Below are 17,018 nucleotides of genomic sequence, written 5' to 3'. Positions count from 1 at the left end.
TTCAATCTTCAAATACCATTGTTAAATACCTAATTTTTAAAATGAGAAAAACTCTATTATCATTATTTTTGATATCAGGCTTCTGTCTTTCCAATGCCCAAAGGTGGGAACCTGCTTCACAGAAAACATCTGACATCAGAAGAGAGGTTAAAATCAAGTTTGCTTACAAAACTAATATTAATGCATTGATACAGTTATTAAAAAATGCTGAAGAAACCGGAGCTAATGCAAAAGGTGTCACTATCCAGCTGCCAACAGCAGAGGGAACCATAGAAAGATTTGCCGTATACAGCAATCCTGTAATGGAAAAATCACTAGCTGAAAAATATGGATTAGGATCTTATGTAGGAGTCGGGATTGATGATCCGTCCAAATATGTAAGGTTCAGTACATCCCCTACAGAAGTACAGTCTATGATCATCAAAGACGGTATCTTTCAGTTTATAGAACCTATTACAACGGATAAAAAGACCTATGGTGTATTCTATAAAACCGAAAGAACAGATTCTGAACATGGCTTTAGCTGCAGCATGGAAGGAAAAAATGAATGGGACATCAAATCTTTAAAAAAATCCGGAAAAAACAAACTTGCGGGAATCAATATTACCGGAAGACCTGCCGCATCAATGTACAGAACCTATAGACTGGCATTATCTACAACAGGTGAATATACAACGCTTTTTGGAGGGGTTGCAGGTGCACTTGCCCAAATGAATAATACGATGACCCGTGTAAACGGTATTTTTGAAAAAGAATTCGCTATTCATCTTAATATACAGAATCTTCCTAATATCATCTACGCTAATGCCGCTAACGATCCTTATACCAATGATTTAAATGGGCAACTGCAACAAACCTTAACCGCTCAGGTAGGTGATGCCAATTATGATATCGGACATGTCTTTAATGCGGCCGGAGGAAATGGAAATGCAGGCTGTATAGGCTGTATATGTACCGATCCAACCGCAGCGGAGCCGTTGGGTAAAGGTTCTGCGTTTACACAAAACCAGAATCCTGTGGGAGATACATTTGATATTGATTATGTAGCCCATGAAATGGGGCATCAGCTTGGTGGCAACCATACCTTTTCTACCAATACGGAAGGTTCAGATGTCAATGTAGAACCTGGAGGAGGTACAACAATTATGGGATATGCCGGAATCACGGCCAATAATGTTCAGATGAACAGTGATGCCTATTTCCATTATTCATCAATCAATCAAATCCTTACGAACCTTGAAAGTAAAGTTGGATGCGGCGTAGCTCAAAATATTGCCAACAATAATGCACCAGCCATTACACCACTTGTTTCCTATAATATTCCCAAGGGAACAGCTTATTACCTGGATGCCAATGCTGTTGATGCCAACGGGGATCAGTTGACGTATAACTGGGAACAATATGACAGCGTAGGTTCTACCAACTCAATTTCAGGAGATAGCGGCTGGGGGTTCAATCCTGAAGGCTCTCTTACGCGTTCTTATCCTGCAGTAGCCACCGGAAGAAGATATTTTCCGAGTCTGCCTATTGTAATGAGTGGTAAATTAACCAATAAGGACACCTGGGAAACGGTTTCATATATCCCAAGAGTATTACACTATGCTGTATCTGTACGTGATAATAATGCGAACCGACCACTAACTATTTCTGCTGAAAATACAGTTACAGTTGGAAATGACGGGCCTTTCAAATTTAAAGGACTAAGCACTTCTTCTACCCTGTATAATAATGCTTCCAATACCATTTCCTGGGATGTTGCCAATACAAACCAGGCTCCTTATAACGTTGCCAATGTAAAGATTGAATATACAACTGATCTAAATAATGGATCAGCATGGACAGAACTGGCAGCCTCCACACCTAATGACGGCAGCTTTGAAATACAGATGCCTGCCACACTACAAGGAAACATTAAGCTGAGAATTTCAGCTGTAGGAAATATATTTTATGCTGTTTCTCCGGCAATTACCGTAGGAAGTGCTCCTGCTTCTTTAAATAATCCTCCAACGGGACTTGTGGCTTTTGAAAATGATATATTAAAAACTTCAGCAACCGTTTCATGGAATCATGTCCCGGGAGCAACCTATTCTGTAAATTACAGGAAAACAGGAACAGCAAACTGGTCCAATGCTGTCAGTCCTATTAATTCAGTATTGCTGAATAATCTTGAGGATGAAACTTCTTATGAAGTTCGTGTTGCATCGGTGATCAATAATGTTCCCGGAGCATTTTCAACTGTTTATAATTTTAAAACAAAAGGATTACGTACAGGATATGACTACTGTCTGATGACTACAGGAGGAAATACACTTAATTCTGGAAATTTCAGTGGAATCCTGAGAGTAACTTTGGCTAATGTAAATTTAGCTGGTAACAGTACTACCGTCCAGCACGCCTATAAAGATTATTCGGAAGATCCTACAAAACTGATTCAGCTTACTCAGGGTGCCCAGTATAATTTGAACTACGTTGTTTATGCCAATCGCGCAGGAGGAGCATTCCAGGATTGGGTACAGGCATGGATTGATTACAACAGAAACGGAGTGTTTGAAAACTCAGAAAGAATAGGGATTGATGGAGCATTACCAAATGCCAATAATGGACATGTGGGTAGTTTTGCATTTGCGGTTCCAGCTAATGCCTACAATGGTGATAAAACATTAAGAATGAGAGTAGCCAGTGGTTTTTTCAATGCTTCAGCTGATGCATGTGCAAGTCCTTTCGTAAATGTAAATGGTGGTGGTGTTTTCTCCAGTGGCTCAGTATGGGATTTCTCTGTAAAGATCAGTGCTGCACTTGGTGTTAAAGAATCTGTTCAGTCATCATCCGATCTTGAAATCTATCCTAATCCGGCAGATACATTTGTAGAGGTGAAAAACCTTAAAGGTAAAGCCGATTACAAAATCTACAGTGCAGACGGAAGACTCGTTCAGGAAGGAAAACTGGACGGACAGAGAATCAACGTTGCTTCACTGATAAAAGGAATGTATGTGATTACTGTAAAGGATGATAAGACTACTTACAATACGAAACTAATCAAGAAATAGTTGTAATAATTAGTGTACCGTGTACCTGTAGGCTATTCATGATGTCCGCAGGTACTTTTCTCAACATCTTTTAAAATAATACAGCCCAATCAATAACTCATTATAAATCAAAAAAAATCTCTAACAAACAAAATAAATTAACATTTTCATTTTAAACACCTTTTAATATTGTACCTGCAGTATTGATTGGGTTTCCTGCAGGTGCTTTTAAAAGGATTATCATTTAAAAACAGATAAAGAAAAGTATATAACTCTATATTTATAAAAAAACATTTTTTAATCATCGTTTGTGTTGCGTACCTGCATTAGAAGTGGTTTTCTGCAGGTACCTTTTTTAAAAATTCTAAAATATAATATATGCTAAAAAAACTACTCTTTCTGATATGCACCGGATTTTCAGTCTTATCATTCTGCCAGTCCGATGAGGTTCTGTTTATAGGAAACAGTGTCACTTATTTTAATGATATGCCTGAAATTTTCAAAAATCTAGCCGCTTCAAAAGGAAAAAATGTTTCCATAACGACACATACTCCGGGCGGAACAGGCTTTGTAAATCACGTAGATGATCCGTCACTGTATCAAAAAATAAGGTCTAAAAACTATAAATATGTTATCATGCAGCCCGGAACCGGCGAATCTGCAGGCCAGTCTTACCCTGTTTCAGTAACAGCTGAACGCGGTCGTAAAATCAGGGATTCTATCCGCAAATACAGCCCTTGTTCTAAAATATTCCTGTATGAAATTCCTTATGGAGTACCATCTGCCAATGAATACAATACATATTTTACTTTTCAGCAGAAAATAAAGGATTCCATTACAAAGATGTCAAATCTTATGCAGGTGGAAATGGTTCCCGCTGGTGAATCTGCAAGGAATTATTACAATATTACTCAGGATCTTGCCCTTCATGGATCATACAACGACATTCATCCGGGACCGAAAGGCAGTTATCTTGTGGCAGCTTCTATGTATTCTGCAGTTTTTCAGGATCATATATTTCCATCCGCTTTTTATAATGGATTACCTCAGAACACTGCCGAAAATTTTCAGAATATAGCAGATCAGGTTTTTTTTAATAATCCTGCACAATGGAACAGTAATGTATTCCATCTTCATTCGGATTTTATAGCAGCCATTAATGGAACAACGGTGAACTTTACCAATCATTCCGCAAATTACACTTCAATACTATGGAATTTTGGAGATGGTACAACAGATTCTTCATTAAATCCGGTTCATCAATATACATCTCCAGGAACTTATACCGTTTCCCTGACTGTACATAAAAACTCCTGTTCTGAAACCTATAATAAAATAATTACTCTTGGCTCTCTGGGAACTATGGATCCAAAGGTAAGGCCTGAACTCACGTTTTACCCCAATCCTGTTACAGATTTTTGTTATATCAGGAGTAAAGAAAAATTAAAGAATATTATTGTTTATGATATGACACAAAGAAAGCTTAATGACTTGAAAAACCTTGATGTATATGATATAAAAATAGATTTTTCAACTTACAGTAAAGGCGCTTATATGATCAGTATTCTTTATGAAAACAATCGTAAGGAATGCATTAAGATTATGGTTAAATAATTAAGCAGCTGAAAAAACTTAATTATCGCTAAATTCAAAAATGTGTAATCATAAATCTACAAAAACCACGCTCAAAAACTACATTTTATCTTAGTTTATAAGAAAATATATGACTTAAGTTTGCAATCCAAGATAAAATTAATAATTACAATATAATAAGACATTAGAATACTTAAAGACAGAATAAACAAACTTATTATTTTTTGATATTATGAAAAAAGCTATTTCATTAGTTATCCTCGGGATTTTAGCATCATGCAATCCTTCAACTCAGAACAAAAATTTAAAAGAGAGCACAGAGACCTCTTCAGATCCTAACTCCAAAAAAACTAAACTTATGGGAAAATGGTTACAACCTATTCCTGGTCAGGAAAAAGAGAAGCAAGGTTTCGAACTTAATGAAAACGGTGTTGCAGCTTCAGTAAATATTCACACTTTATTGTATGATAAATGGAAAGTTTCTGATGATACACTTTTTTTGTGGTACCACACTGCAGGAGTTCGTCAGGTTTCAAACGATATTGATACATTACTTATTAAAAAACTTAGTGATGATCAGCTCATCATCTCCTATTTAAGAAACCCGAACTTTGAACTCGTTTATAATAAAGGAAAATAAATATTTCCCGTTCAATCAACAGTTACTTTTATTGGTTTTCTTCATATGATGTGTATCGTAAAGAATCCATTAAAATGATGATTAAATAATTAAATAACTGAAAAAAGAGAACTCATCTGAGTTCTCTTTTTATTATATTCCTAATACCTCATTGGATATCATTTCATTGATGATTGCAAAAGATTATCCTGCAACAACTTCTTCCGCATATACAACACCCTCATAACAAGCATTATAAATAGCTCTCAACTCTTCCAACGCAGGAACCCTCGGGTTGAAACCTGTACATGGATCTGCCAAAGCATTGGCTGTAATATAATCAAGATTTTTATCCCAATCTTCTCTTGAAATTCCAAAATCTTTGATTGCTGACTGATTGTTGACTTCAGAGCGTAATGTCTCAATAGCCTGAGCCAGTTCTTCAGTAGTTTCTTTCCCGATTACTCTTGCCAGATCAGGATAACGTTCTGTAGCCAGAGCATTGTAACGGATCACATTTGGAAGAAAGATAGCGTTTGAAGCTCCATGAGGAATTCCATACAAAGCTCCTACCTGATGAGACAGAGAATGAACAATTCCCAGCCATGCATTGTTGAAGGCTAAACCAGCCATAAATGATGCATCATGCATATTCTGACGGGCCTGAATATTACCCGGGTTTTCTACAGCTTCTTTAAGGTTATTAAAAACAATCTCTAATCCTCCTTTGGACAAAGCGTCTGCAATATTGTTATCAATATTTGAAACATAAGCTTCCACACAGTGCGTTAAAGCATCAAGCCCTGTATTGGACGTCACATGAGCCGGCATTGAAGCACAGATTTCTCCATCAATAATAGCTATATCCGGTGTCAATTCATAAGAAACAACAGGATATTTCACTCCTTTCTCTCTGTCGGTAATTACCGCAAGTCCTGTAGTTTCAGTTCCTGTACCGCTTGTAGAAGGAATGGCAATAAATTTAGCTTTATTTCTCAGAACCGGAACTGTGAAAGGCTTGATTAAGGCATCAAATTCCACCTCAGGATATTCGTAAAATACCCACATGATTTTTGCAGCATCAATTGCAGAACATCCTCCCAAACCGATAATCCAGTCGGGCTGGAAAGTACTCATTACCTCTGCACCTTTCAGACATGTTGTCGATGAAGGATCTTCTTCTACCCCTTCAAAAATTTGTGTTTCAATTCCTGCTTCGTTAAGATAAGCCACCGCTTTATCAAGGGTTCCGCTTTTTCTCATGGAGCTCCCTCCTGTTACAATGACTACTTTTTTACCTTGAATATTTTTTAATTCATCAAGACTTCCTGCTCCATGGAAGACTTCGCCTGCAATAAATAATTTGCTCATTTTCTTATCTGATTTTTAATGAGACAAAATTAGACAAGCCTTCACAGACCCTGTTATACAAACGGGACTATGCGTTATACATTTGCGCCAGCTCCTGCTGAAGTTCAGTGGGGGTTTCTTTGAGTTTTGCTTTTACAAATTTATTAAGGGCAGAAGGAGAATTAAAACCCAGATCGAAAGCAATTTCTTTATGAGAAAAATCTGAAAACATCAGCTGTCGTTTAATCTCCGTTAAAATACGGTTGTGTATTGCCTGAATAGCTGTCTCTCCGCAATGCTTTTTAGTAACGGAATTCAGCTTTTTGGTTGTAATAGCCAATTCTTCTGCATAATACTGAACGGATCTGTATTGTTTGTAATGCTCATTCAGCAGCTTTTTAAACCTTACATAGATAGGTTTGTCCGCTGTTTTCTCATGCAAAACCGGATGTAAACCATGAATGGACTCAATAAGCCCCAGAAGAACAATTTTGATATAAAACCTGGCCTGTTCTTTCTTTATAAGAGTTGGCTGCTCATAAATTTCTTTAATGATTGAAGTGTTGCGTAAGCTTTGTTCAAAATCCTCACGAGAAAGTATTGTACAGTTGAGCTGTGTAGAAAGATTGACATTATAAGTACTCAACTCATTTTTCAGAATATCGGAACAAAACAGTATTTCCTCAAACAGAATAATCTTCCCGATCAGGTCTTCACTTGAATCCCCAATAAAATGTACCTGTTCCGGAAATATCACGGAAATTTTTCCGGCTTTTATCCAGTGAATTTTATCTTCAATATAAACCTGAAGTTTTCCCTGTTCTACAATGAAAATGCAAAAATGGTCTTTTTTGTGGGGTTTTGCATAGTAATCCAAATGATCTTTATTCAAATCAAAAACCCGGAAAGACAGGTTTTTATCCTCCGGTTTCTGAATATTTTTTTTAATCTCCAATTTCTTCATAATTCCTTTTACCAAAACAAATGTAGGGTTAAAAAGGGATATAAACCATTACCTGAAATAACATCTCTCTAAATAATCTGGTGTATCATTTTCTTAAATACACAAGGCATTACAGCAAAAAATGTCTTCTCCATTTGGCAACAGTATTCCGGCTCAATTTAAAACGTCTTGCTAATTCGGAATTATTTAACCTGTTGTTTTTCTGATAATCAAGAATTTCAAGAATCGTTGATTCATCATAAGAACGATGTCTTTGATTATCAAACTCGGTCTTCTTATCCGCTTTCGGGAAAATAATATCATTGATGGTAATAACATCTTTTACTGAAAATCTGCTTTTGGATAATATGGATTCACATTGTTCTTTTTTGGTGGGATGCTTCAATCGTAAGATATCTTCGTATATTCTTTTATAATCAGGTGATTCAGTTTTTTGCATAGATTCTTTATATTTTAATCAAATAATATCCCGGAAAGGGGGCCGAAGTGTGGCTGGTCTCCGGCCAATAATAACTAAACTCTTAGCCACAAAAAATAAATTTATCCTTAAAAAATTCCACTTATGACAATTTTCCTATTTTTACTGGAACACAAATTTGATTAATCTCTAGTATTTTTCCAAAAAAACATATATCACATAGATGTTACAACACGGTGAAACACTCAATTATAAGCAGTAAAATAACGATGATGATATAATAAGCATCTATTTAATTTTTTTCATCCACAGATAAATATCTTCATCTGATGGAATCCCCAATCTTTTACGCAAGCGGTTTTTTCTGGTCTGTACAGATTGAGGCTGCACAAAAGTATACGCAGCAATATCTTTGGTAGAAAAATTAAGAAATAACAGGGCACAAAATTTTAATTCCGTACTCTGCAGTTCAGGTTCTATTTTCAATAATCCTGGGATAAAATCAGGGTAAACCTCCTGAAAACGGGCCAGAAATTGGGGATCATTATTTTTTGCCAACCGAATAACTTCTTCAAAGGCAAAATTCAATTTTTGATTAAGTTCCTGAGCTTCTTTTTCTCTTAAATTCAACACTCTATCTTTATTTTTTATTCTGGTATATACAACAAAAATGACAATACCTGTGCTCACAATTCCTATAAGAATAATATATAATAAAAGGTTGGTTTTATGCTCCAAAGGTTTCTGTTTTTCCTCTACAAGCAGGCCTACAGTATCTTTAAGATTCTCCTCATCTATCCTTTTTAAGCTGTCACTAAGACTAGTATATTTAAGCTCATACTTATTTCCGATATCAATCTGGCCGGTTTTTTCATATGATCTCGCTATTAAACCGTATAGCTCTGATAATTTTCTAAAATTCTTTGCTTTTTTAGCAAGCTTTATTGCTTTTTCATAATCTACAATTGCCGAATCATATTGTTTTCTTACATCGTGAATTTGTCCCAAAAGCTTAAATGTTGCAAAATCATTATTTCCCCACTTAATGGGCACAGATTGAGCAGATTTAATATAAAACTCTGCAGAATCAATTTTGTTTTCGTGGAGCTTTGCTTCTGCTAAAAGTAACATTGCTGCTTTCAAGCTTGAATTCATGCCATCATCCATTCTTTTAGGTTTCTTCAACTCATCAATAATCATCTTTCCATAATAATCAACAGAGTCATATTGCTTTTTCTCAAGATAGTTTCGCCCTATCTGGACAAGGATCAACCCCTTTATTGCATATCTGGTAGAATCATTTTTTAAATCATTCGCCATCAAAAGATTATTTTTCAGCTTTTTCAGAGCTTCGTCATACATTTTAATTCCTCTGTAATTGATACTATACAATATATTCATGGAAATTTCCTGATCTTCAGCATCCGAATTTTTAAATTCAGGTTCCATCATCTTTAAGAAGTAATTGCTTCTATTATACTTGTATTGCATTGAAAAAGCAAGGGCCAGATTATAATAGGCAGACAATTTACCTTCGGCATAATTAATATGTTTAGCATCATCAAGTATCGAAAGATTTAGTGCTACCATTTCATCCGTATGTCCTTCAATAAGAAGAGCATTAGATTTCGCCAGTCTCTTATCAATAGTTGTTGTGGTAATTTTAGACTGTGCAAACAACAACAAAGAGAAAAACAAAAAGAAAAATTTCATCATGTAGTAAGTATGTGTAAATAATTTATATAACAAATATAATTGTAAAAAAATATTCAAATTAATACAAATCAAGTATTTAATTATTAAAAAATCATCAATAATAAAAAAAAACAATATCCAACTCAGCATTCTACAAGAGTACATCCTATTGTAAGGACAATGATAAAATATTTAAAGAAAAAAAGAACCGATATAGGTATGACATAGATATGACCTGAGGAATTTTTGTTGCTTTTCTCTTATTTTCTTAATGATTAAAATCCCATTATTATTCAGATCATTTTTCTTCCTCTTACAAGAATCAAATACTACAACTTGTTGATCTAATAGCAAAAGAATAAGTTTCAGTTTTATCAATTAAAACCATCACACCTTGTGAAATACAAGCTCTATTCTAAGGTTAGCACTGCTCTCTATTCAAAAAATAACAAGTGAATATTTTCAATAGCTTATACCTTGTTTATTAAAAAAAAATAAAACAATGATAACCAGAATGTTAAATCCATGTCATAGCTATGTCATAGATGAAATTTTGCATGGCATAAAGTCTGAAAGTAATATTGCAGAAACAAAATGTATCCTCTTGATTTACAGCACACACACTTATGTTTCTATAAATCTCAGGTAAAAAAATAAAAATCTTTACATCTATGAAAAAATTATTATTACCCATTGTACTATTGACCTCATTGAACGTGTATTCACAGGTTGGTATTCAAACCTCAACTCCTCAGAAGACATTACATGTAAATGGTTCATTACAAGTAGTCAACGAAGTGAATGTAGGTGGAACCGCTACTACAGCCGGCTCACCCGGAATCTCAGGCCAGATTCTTACTTCTCAGGGACCGGGTACTGCGCCTGCTTGGCAGACTTTGAATACGGTAAGCGGAAGTGTTAATGGTGCAATGTATGTTCAAGGGCTTAGTGAAGCCACAGCTACAGCAGGACAAACAATTGATGTACCAGGAGTAACTCTTAATGTAACGGTTCCTCCCGGCAGAACTCAAACCTTATTGTTTACTATTTTAGGATATGCATTAGATATCACCACAGGATCAACATCCCAGGGTGTTTTTACACTTCTACAAAATGGAACTAAAATTTCCTCAGCATATGTATCTAAAGCAGGGTTCTTTCCTAATAGTACTCAAGCAAATTCATCTGTTACTGTTAATATTCATGCTCTTGATACTAATTATTCTTTTCCTGTTCCGTATTCCGGCACCGCAGGATTAGTCAATATGCCTGTTCCTGTAACCTTTCTTAAATCAGTGGTTTTGAATGAAGGAACATACACATTTAAGGTTCAGTATTCTTCATGGGCGGGAACAGCAAGAGTTAATGTAAATCCTACAACTTTCTCCGGATACAATCTAGATAAAGAATGCATGCTTACTAAAATGCAGGTTTTAATATACAACAATTAATTCCGTTAATTTATTCAAAAACATCTTTTGCCTCTTGCAAAAGATGTTTTATTCCAATTCTTTTATTATGCTTTTTAAAGACATCCATATTGGTGAATTGATACAAAAACGGGTAGAAGAAACCGGATTTTCTCCAGACAGACTGCTGAACTTTATGCAATGCAGCGATAAGGAACTTGCAGAGATGTACAAAAGCAAATCTTTGGACGCAGAGATACTTCTTAAATGGAGCAAGCTTTTAACTTATGATTTCTTCAGGATTTACTCTCAGCATCTTTTACTGTATTCACCTCCTCTATCATCAGATTATTATCAAAAATTAAAACACAGAAAAACACAGCTTCCGAAGTTCAGGAAAAATATTTATACCATTGAAATGATTGATTTTATCCTCAATCTCTTAAAAACAAATGAAAAAACCAAACAACAAATAATAGAAGATTACAGGATCCCAAAAACTACTTTGTACAAATGGATCAAAAAATACTGACTGAGCTTTGAATTCCTATAAATTAAGATTTTTAGTTGCTGCATATATTGTAATATCCCTCTATTGAATGTATGCCTTATTTTTCACTTTTTTGTAAACTTCGATTCTATAACACAAATGAGAATTGATCACTGCAGGATTTCGGTCCTGCAGTATGCTATAAAAATAAAACACAACTAAAACAAAATCAAATAATTAGAAAATTAATTTTGTGTTTTTCTCAAAATAACTTACAAAAATTTTGCTTTTATGACCAATCGGTCATATATTTGTACCATTATTTTATTATATCATGGCAAAAGGTGAAGAAACCAGACAGTTCATTATAGAAAAAGCAGCTCCTATTTTTAATACAAAAGGGATTGCAGCTACTTCTATGAGTGATATTATGGAGGCCACTAAATTGTCCAAAGGCAGTATGTATGTCCATTTCGAAAATAAAGAAGTACTGGCCTGCGCCGCTGTTGAACATAATATGAAAATGCTGAGTGATCAACTTCAGAAAACTTTAAGTAGATTCAAAACTTCAAAAGAGCAATTATTCGCATACATTGATTTTTTCAGTGATCCCAACCATCCACCTGTAGTTGGAGGCTGCCCTTTGTTAAACTTTGGAACAGAAGCGGACGATACCAATCCGATAGTTAAAGAAAAGGTAAACCGGGGAATTAAACAAGGAGAAGAATTGCTTTCCGGTATTATAGAAAAAGGAATAATCAATAAAGAATTCAGAGCAGAATGGAATCCGACAGACTTTGCAACCGTTTTATTTGCAATGCTTGAAGGTGGGCACCTAATGTCAAGAATGTCTGGCAATAATGATAAAATAGAAATTATTGGAAATAGTCTGAAAAAGATAATAGAGGAAAATACAGTGTAATTTTTTTTCTCAAAAAAAATGACCGATCGGTCATTTAATTTAAAATAGAAAACTTTATAAAAAGTATCATCATAACAATTAATTAAAAAAACAAAACAATGTCAAAAACAGTTTTAATTACAGGAGCATCAAAAGGTTTCGGAAAAGCATGGGCAGAAGCTTTTTTAGCAAAAGGATACAACGTAGCAGCAACAGCCAGAAACGTTGAAACGCTTAATGATTTAAAAGAAAAATATGGCGATTCTGTATTGCCTTTAACCTTAGACGTAGATAAGCGCGAAGAATCTTTAGCTGTGGCTCAGAAAGTACAGCAGCACTTTGGAAGCATTGATATCCTGATCAATAATGCAGGATATGCACTAACAGGTGCTATTGAAGAAACAAATGAACAGGAAGCCAGAGCACAGTTCGAAACGAATTTCTTTGGAACTTTATGGCTTACACAAGCAGTACTTCCTATCATGAGAGGTCAGAAAAGCGGCCATATCATTCAGGTTTCTTCTATTCTGGGATTAGCCACTTTACCAACGATGGGACTATACAATGCGTCTAAATTTGCATTAGAAGGGTTAAGTGAAACGTTAGCTACGGAAGTGAAAGAATTCGGAATTCATGTTACTTTGGTAGAACCTAATGGCTATGCTTCCAATATCTGGCATACAGGAATTAATACTCAAAGCAATCCTGTTTATGATAGTCTTAAAAAAGCTTTTTCTGAAGCTGAAACCTCTTTCGGAAGTGTAGAAGCTACAGCACCGGCACTTATCAAATTAGCGGAAACTGAAAATCCTCCATTGCGTTTATTACTTGGAAAAGTAGCTCTTCCTTTTGTAAAACAGAATTATGAACAGCGACTAAAAGTCTGGGAAGAATGGAATGAGGTATCCGTAGAAGCTCACGGATAGTTTTCCAAAATAATACAGTCAAAAAATAAGCTCCGTCCTTCAAAGAATGGAGCTTATTTTTTTATCTTTTTCTGAATCGGACAGCCTACTTACTTTCCTCAGTTTTTCTTTGCCTCTTCACTCATTCTTATCTTATTTTTCTGTTCACCACCTGTAATGTCTATTTCGCTTCAAAATATGACTGCTTGAACAAATTACTCATTTACCAGCCGCTTTTCAGGGGCTAATTTTGTCTCATCAAAAAAGAAAATCAGATTTAAAATTTAAAACAATAAAGCAATGAAAACAACAATTTCAACCATCGTGTTAGCAGCAACTTTTATCCTAAGTACTCCTGCAGTCTTTAAAGCGCAGGCTAATAACATTCCTACGGTTTCGTCAAAATCTGACACCAGTATCCGTCCTTTTCACATCAATATTCCACAATCTCAGCTGGATGAGCTCAAAAGAAGAATTTCAGAGACGCGTTTTCCTGATAAAGAGACGGTAAAAGATGCTTCTCAGGGAATTCAGCTCGCTCAGTTACAAGAACTGATCACCTATTGGGGGAATGGTTATGACTGGCGAAAAGTGGAAAATAAATTGAATACCCTTCCGCAATTTATAACAAAGATTGACGGGCTTGATATCCAGTTCATTCATGTACGTTCAAAAGAATCTAATGCAATGCCTGTAATTCTTACCCATGGCTGGCCAGGTTCTCCATTAGAGTTTATTGATGCCATAGGTCCTCTGACAGATCCGGTAAAATATGGTGGAAAAGCAAGTGATGCTTTTGATGTAATTATCCCTGCTATTCCCGGTTACGGGTTTTCAGAAATCCCTACTGAATTGGGCTGGAATCCGGACCGTGTTGCCCGTGCCTGGGATGTTCTGATGAAAAGACTTGGCTACAACAAATATGTTTCTGAGGGCGGTGACCACGGTTCTGTAATATCTGATGCCTTGGCAAAGCAAGCTCCTTCTGGTCTTTTGGGAATTCATCTTACCATGCCGGCCACCATTCCTGCTGAGCTTGTAAAACCTATCAATGCAGGAGATCCTGTTCCTGCCGGACTTTCCGCTTCAGAAGCAAAGGCCTATAATGCAATGAGTACATTTTTTGGAAGAAATGCAGCCTATGGAGGAATGATGGTAACCCGTCCACAGACGACAGGGTATTTACTTTCCGATTCTCCAGGTGCTTTAGCCGCATTCCTTTACGAGAAAATTGCTGAATGGAGCGAAAGTGATCTTCATCCTGAAAATGTAATCGGCCGTGATGCAATCCTTGATGATATTACGCTTTATTGGATTACCAATACAGGAGCATCTTCTTCACGTTTCTATTGGGAAAACAATAAAAATAACTTCAGTGCTGAAGCACAGAAAACAAAAGACATTAAAATTCCCGTAGCCATTTCGGTATTTCCTCACGAGATTTATCAGGCTCCGGAAAGCTGGTCCAAACAGGCCTACCCTACCTTATATTATTACCATAAAGCTCCCAAAGGAGGACATTTTGCAGCGTGGGAACAGCCACAAGTCTTTACGGAAGAACTCAGAGCGGCTTTCAAAGATTTAAGAAAAAAACTTTAACAACAGATCAGTTAATAATATTGTTCAATTTAAATAATAAAAATATGGAATTAAATACCATTCAGGAAGTAGAAAATACTACCGTAGTTAACATCAGTAAAGTACTGTATTCCGGTAACGTTGTGGTAACCGGCGGACGCAACGGAGAAGCGAAAAGCAGTGACGGAAAACTGGACATTGAACTGACCTCTCCCGGAGCAAAAGGAAACGGAACGAATCCGGAACAGTTATTAGCAGCGGGATGGTCTGCATGTTTTATCGGAGCTATGCATTTGGGAGCTGTTAAGATGGGAGTTCATCTTCCTTCAGAACTGTCTGTCAATACCTCAATCGATCTTGCGGCTAATGATGACGGATTTTTTCTGCAGGCTCATTTACAGATCATTTTACCGGGTCTTCCTATAGATGAAGCCAGAAAAGTTGTGGAAACAGCACATGCAACATGCCCCTACTCCAAAGCAACCCGTGGAAATATCAATGTGAAGATAGATGTTGTGGTGTAGTTATCCGAGTGTTCTTATAACATTCTGATCGAAAAACCTTCCTTGCTTTTTGCAAGGAAGGTTTTTGTTAAAAAAAAATAGTCAAAACATGAATCAAATACTTAGAAAGAAAATATTTCTCAACTTTACATAGAAACCATAAAAAAGAGCATATCTATCATCAGATATACTCTAAAAACTTAGAAAAAAACAAAATTATAAACAACATTGCTTTAGTGGAAAATGTGTTCTTCTCTTCATTATATTAAAAATGTACGTTTCCATTTGGTCACTGTATTTCTGCTCAGCTTAAAATGACTGGCCAGCTGGGTATTATTCAATCTGTGTTTTTTCTGATAATCAAGGATTTCAAAAACAGCCTGTTTATCATATGATTTGAATTTTTGACTTTCGGATATTCCATCAAAAAAAATGATAGCATTAATCTTCAACACATCGGACACAGACAGGTTGTCCTTGGATAAAAAGCCTTTGACAAATTCTTTTTTTTCAGGACATTTGGCTGTGATAAAATCATGATAAATCTGTTTATAATTGGGGCCGGTATTTATGACTTGTATTTGCTTATCCATTTATTGAGGGTTGATTTTGGAATTCTGTATTGATTCATGATTTCTAAAGCTGTCATCTGTTTATTCTCCAGAAGTTCCAGCATAAAGTCTATAATCTCTTTGGTGTATAAACTTTTTCTGAATTGAGGCAGCTGGGACTGTTTTTCTTTCTTATTGGGGCTGGAAGCGGGTGCATATAAAATCAAGTGATTGGAGTACAGCCGGAAAAAATCATATTCAAGCAGTTTACACCATTTTAAAAGTACATCTGCACCTACAGACTTTTGAGAATACATTTCTGTAACTTCCTTTTCTGTTTTCTGCAGAAATTTACAGATTCTGTTTATTTCTACATCTTCTTCCTTTACTCTTTTATACAGCAGATCTCCGATATGAATATCTTTTAAATTCTCCATCTTATATTAATTTCTTTACTGTTCAAAATTCCATCATCTCCTTTCGGAAATAAGCTCATGGTTTTTCATGGTCATATTTTTTGTGATATCCCTGAAAAGTAAATTCACCTGATTTTCATTGCAAAAGGTAATATCAATATCCATTCTTAATACCTTTCCCGAAGAACTTAAGAATAGAATAACCAGGTATTTTTTTAAAATTCCTTCCTTGATTTCAATATTTAAGATTTTCCTGTGCGGCATTTCAAAACGAGGTTTTTTACATCCTGAAAGCCATTGATAACTTTTTATAGAAAGGATCTCTCCAGAGTTTTCATATTCGAAGATGAATCTGTTTTTAAGTTTCCCGTATAGCAATACCAAAAGAGTAATAAAAACAAACAATATTGAAAGTAAATGATAACCAAAGAACCTAAGCGTAATAATAGTTCCAAAAAGCAATACAATTACCACGAGCAAAAAAATCATATGATTCATTACTTTTTTCTTATTGTTTATTTTCATTGAACTCTCAAATTGTGAAGATTGCTATGTTAATATATTGTTTTCTATAAAAAATGGTTTGAATTCAAATGGCGG

The 17,018-nt window shown here is 35.5% G+C and carries 16 protein-coding genes; 9 read left to right on the top strand and 7 right to left on the bottom strand.

Translation table 11 applies throughout. The features are described 5' to 3' along the window. Positions 1 to 41: 41 nt before the first annotated feature. From OL225_RS06390 to OL225_RS06380, 3 genes are all read left to right on the top strand, one after another. Positions 42 to 3,047: a reprolysin-like metallopeptidase gene (locus tag OL225_RS06390; RefSeq protein WP_264517687.1), complete on the top strand. Its 3,006-nt coding sequence runs from the start codon at positions 42 to 44 to the stop codon at positions 3,045 to 3,047. Between the two features lie 357 nt (positions 3,048 to 3,404). After that, on the top strand, positions 3,405 to 4,640 hold the full coding sequence (locus OL225_RS06385; protein WP_264517686.1) for a PKD domain-containing protein: 1,236 nt from the start codon (positions 3,405 to 3,407) through the stop codon (positions 4,638 to 4,640). A gap of 211 nt (positions 4,641 to 4,851) precedes the next feature. Continuing rightward, on the top strand, positions 4,852 to 5,259 hold the full coding sequence (locus OL225_RS06380) for a lipocalin family protein (RefSeq protein ID WP_052184729.1): 408 nt from the start codon (positions 4,852 to 4,854) through the stop codon (positions 5,257 to 5,259). 183 nt (positions 5,260 to 5,442) lie between these two features. On the opposite strand, the gene OL225_RS06375 is transcribed toward OL225_RS06380, so the two are convergent. The 4 genes from OL225_RS06375 to OL225_RS06360 form a co-directional block, all read right to left on the bottom strand. Further along, positions 5,443 to 6,609 carry an iron-containing alcohol dehydrogenase gene (locus OL225_RS06375; RefSeq protein WP_264517685.1) on the bottom strand — a complete coding sequence of 389 codons (1,167 nt, stop codon included), beginning with the start codon at positions 6,607 to 6,609 and terminating at the stop codon, positions 5,443 to 5,445. A 67-nt stretch (positions 6,610 to 6,676) separates the two neighbouring features. Continuing rightward, entirely contained in the window at positions 6,677 to 7,552 is an 876-nt protein-coding gene (locus OL225_RS06370) for an AraC family transcriptional regulator (protein ID WP_264517684.1), read from the bottom strand. A 109-nt stretch (positions 7,553 to 7,661) separates the two neighbouring features. After that, positions 7,662 to 7,991 (bottom strand): helix-turn-helix domain-containing protein, encoded by a 330-nt coding sequence (locus OL225_RS06365; protein ID WP_264517683.1) that lies wholly within the window; start codon positions 7,989 to 7,991, stop codon positions 7,662 to 7,664. A gap of 267 nt (positions 7,992 to 8,258) precedes the next feature. After that, a complete protein-coding gene (locus OL225_RS06360) occupies positions 8,259 to 9,686 on the bottom strand; it encodes a helix-turn-helix transcriptional regulator (protein ID WP_264517682.1) in 1,428 nt (475 codons plus the stop codon). A gap of 650 nt (positions 9,687 to 10,336) precedes the next feature. Here OL225_RS06360 and OL225_RS06355 point away from each other — a divergent pair. From OL225_RS06355 to OL225_RS06330, 6 genes are all read left to right on the top strand, one after another. Then, on the top strand, positions 10,337 to 11,116 hold the full coding sequence (locus OL225_RS06355; RefSeq protein WP_264517681.1) for a hypothetical protein: 780 nt from the start codon (positions 10,337 to 10,339) through the stop codon (positions 11,114 to 11,116). A 67-nt stretch (positions 11,117 to 11,183) separates the two neighbouring features. Beyond that, on the top strand, positions 11,184 to 11,606 hold the full coding sequence (locus OL225_RS06350; protein ID WP_264517680.1) for a transposase: 423 nt from the start codon (positions 11,184 to 11,186) through the stop codon (positions 11,604 to 11,606). 292 nt (positions 11,607 to 11,898) lie between these two features. Then, positions 11,899 to 12,486 (top strand): TetR/AcrR family transcriptional regulator, encoded by a 588-nt coding sequence (locus tag OL225_RS06345; protein WP_047377515.1) that lies wholly within the window; start codon positions 11,899 to 11,901, stop codon positions 12,484 to 12,486. A 98-nt stretch (positions 12,487 to 12,584) separates the two neighbouring features. Then, positions 12,585 to 13,391 carry an SDR family NAD(P)-dependent oxidoreductase gene (locus tag OL225_RS06340; RefSeq protein WP_264517679.1) on the top strand — a complete coding sequence of 269 codons (807 nt, stop codon included), beginning with the start codon at positions 12,585 to 12,587 and terminating at the stop codon, positions 13,389 to 13,391. Between the two features lie 279 nt (positions 13,392 to 13,670). Next, the gene (locus OL225_RS06335; RefSeq protein ID WP_264517678.1) at positions 13,671 to 14,969 is read left to right on the top strand and encodes an epoxide hydrolase family protein; all 1,299 of its coding nucleotides are present in this window, start codon (positions 13,671 to 13,673) and stop codon (positions 14,967 to 14,969) included. A 44-nt stretch (positions 14,970 to 15,013) separates the two neighbouring features. Continuing rightward, entirely contained in the window at positions 15,014 to 15,472 is a 459-nt protein-coding gene (locus OL225_RS06330; protein ID WP_264517677.1) for an organic hydroperoxide resistance protein, read from the top strand. A 239-nt stretch (positions 15,473 to 15,711) separates the two neighbouring features. Here the strand turns inward: OL225_RS06330 and OL225_RS06325 are convergent, their stop codons facing one another. Genes OL225_RS06325 through OL225_RS06315 form a run of 3 tightly spaced genes read right to left on the bottom strand, consistent with a single transcriptional unit; the run spans position 15,712 to position 16,943 of the window. Further along, the gene (locus OL225_RS06325) at positions 15,712 to 16,044 is read right to left on the bottom strand and encodes a hypothetical protein (protein WP_047377518.1); all 333 of its coding nucleotides are present in this window, start codon (positions 16,042 to 16,044) and stop codon (positions 15,712 to 15,714) included. Beyond that, positions 16,020 to 16,439 (bottom strand): hypothetical protein, encoded by a 420-nt coding sequence (locus OL225_RS06320; protein ID WP_047377519.1) that lies wholly within the window; start codon positions 16,437 to 16,439, stop codon positions 16,020 to 16,022. The genes OL225_RS06325 and OL225_RS06320 overlap by 25 nt, the downstream gene beginning before the upstream one ends. Positions 16,440 to 16,472: 33 nt before the next feature. Beyond that, a complete protein-coding gene (locus tag OL225_RS06315; RefSeq protein WP_264517676.1) occupies positions 16,473 to 16,943 on the bottom strand; it encodes a hypothetical protein in 471 nt (156 codons plus the stop codon). Positions 16,944 to 17,018 lie beyond the last annotated feature (75 nt).

This window comes from Chryseobacterium viscerum (genome assembly GCF_025949665.1).
Taxonomy (GTDB): domain Bacteria; phylum Bacteroidota; class Bacteroidia; order Flavobacteriales; family Weeksellaceae; genus Chryseobacterium; species Chryseobacterium viscerum_A.
The sequence above is the reverse complement of the archived record's forward strand: the minus strand, read 5'-3'. Positions and strand labels throughout refer to the sequence as shown.

Excerpts from the sequence above, each read along its gene's own strand:
- OL225_RS06320 (WP_047377519.1), bottom strand. The coding sequence starts at position 16,439 with ATGGAGAATTTAAAAGATATTCATATCGGAGATCTGCTGTATAAAAGA.
- OL225_RS06370 (WP_264517684.1), bottom strand. The coding sequence starts at position 7,552 with ATGAAGAAATTGGAGATTAAAAAAAATATTCAGAAACCGGAGGATAAA.
- OL225_RS06325 (WP_047377518.1), bottom strand. The coding sequence starts at position 16,044 with ATGGATAAGCAAATACAAGTCATAAATACCGGCCCCAATTATAAACAG.
- OL225_RS06375 (WP_264517685.1), bottom strand. The coding sequence starts at position 6,609 with ATGAGCAAATTATTTATTGCAGGCGAAGTCTTCCATGGAGCAGGAAGT.
- OL225_RS06345 (WP_047377515.1), top strand. The coding sequence starts at position 11,899 with ATGGCAAAAGGTGAAGAAACCAGACAGTTCATTATAGAAAAAGCAGCT.
- OL225_RS06380 (WP_052184729.1), top strand. The coding sequence starts at position 4,852 with ATGAAAAAAGCTATTTCATTAGTTATCCTCGGGATTTTAGCATCATGC.
- OL225_RS06340 (WP_264517679.1), top strand. The coding sequence starts at position 12,585 with ATGTCAAAAACAGTTTTAATTACAGGAGCATCAAAAGGTTTCGGAAAA.
- OL225_RS06385 (WP_264517686.1), top strand. The coding sequence starts at position 3,405 with ATGCTAAAAAAACTACTCTTTCTGATATGCACCGGATTTTCAGTCTTA.
- OL225_RS06360 (WP_264517682.1), bottom strand. The coding sequence starts at position 9,686 with ATGATGAAATTTTTCTTTTTGTTTTTCTCTTTGTTGTTGTTTGCACAG.
- OL225_RS06315 (WP_264517676.1), bottom strand. The coding sequence starts at position 16,943 with ATGAAAATAAACAATAAGAAAAAAGTAATGAATCATATGATTTTTTTG.
- OL225_RS06365 (WP_264517683.1), bottom strand. The coding sequence starts at position 7,991 with ATGCAAAAAACTGAATCACCTGATTATAAAAGAATATACGAAGATATC.
- OL225_RS06350 (WP_264517680.1), top strand. The coding sequence starts at position 11,184 with ATGCTTTTTAAAGACATCCATATTGGTGAATTGATACAAAAACGGGTA.
- OL225_RS06335 (WP_264517678.1), top strand. The coding sequence starts at position 13,671 with ATGAAAACAACAATTTCAACCATCGTGTTAGCAGCAACTTTTATCCTA.
- OL225_RS06355 (WP_264517681.1), top strand. The coding sequence starts at position 10,337 with ATGAAAAAATTATTATTACCCATTGTACTATTGACCTCATTGAACGTG.
- OL225_RS06330 (WP_264517677.1), top strand. The coding sequence starts at position 15,014 with ATGGAATTAAATACCATTCAGGAAGTAGAAAATACTACCGTAGTTAAC.
- OL225_RS06390 (WP_264517687.1), top strand. The coding sequence starts at position 42 with ATGAGAAAAACTCTATTATCATTATTTTTGATATCAGGCTTCTGTCTT.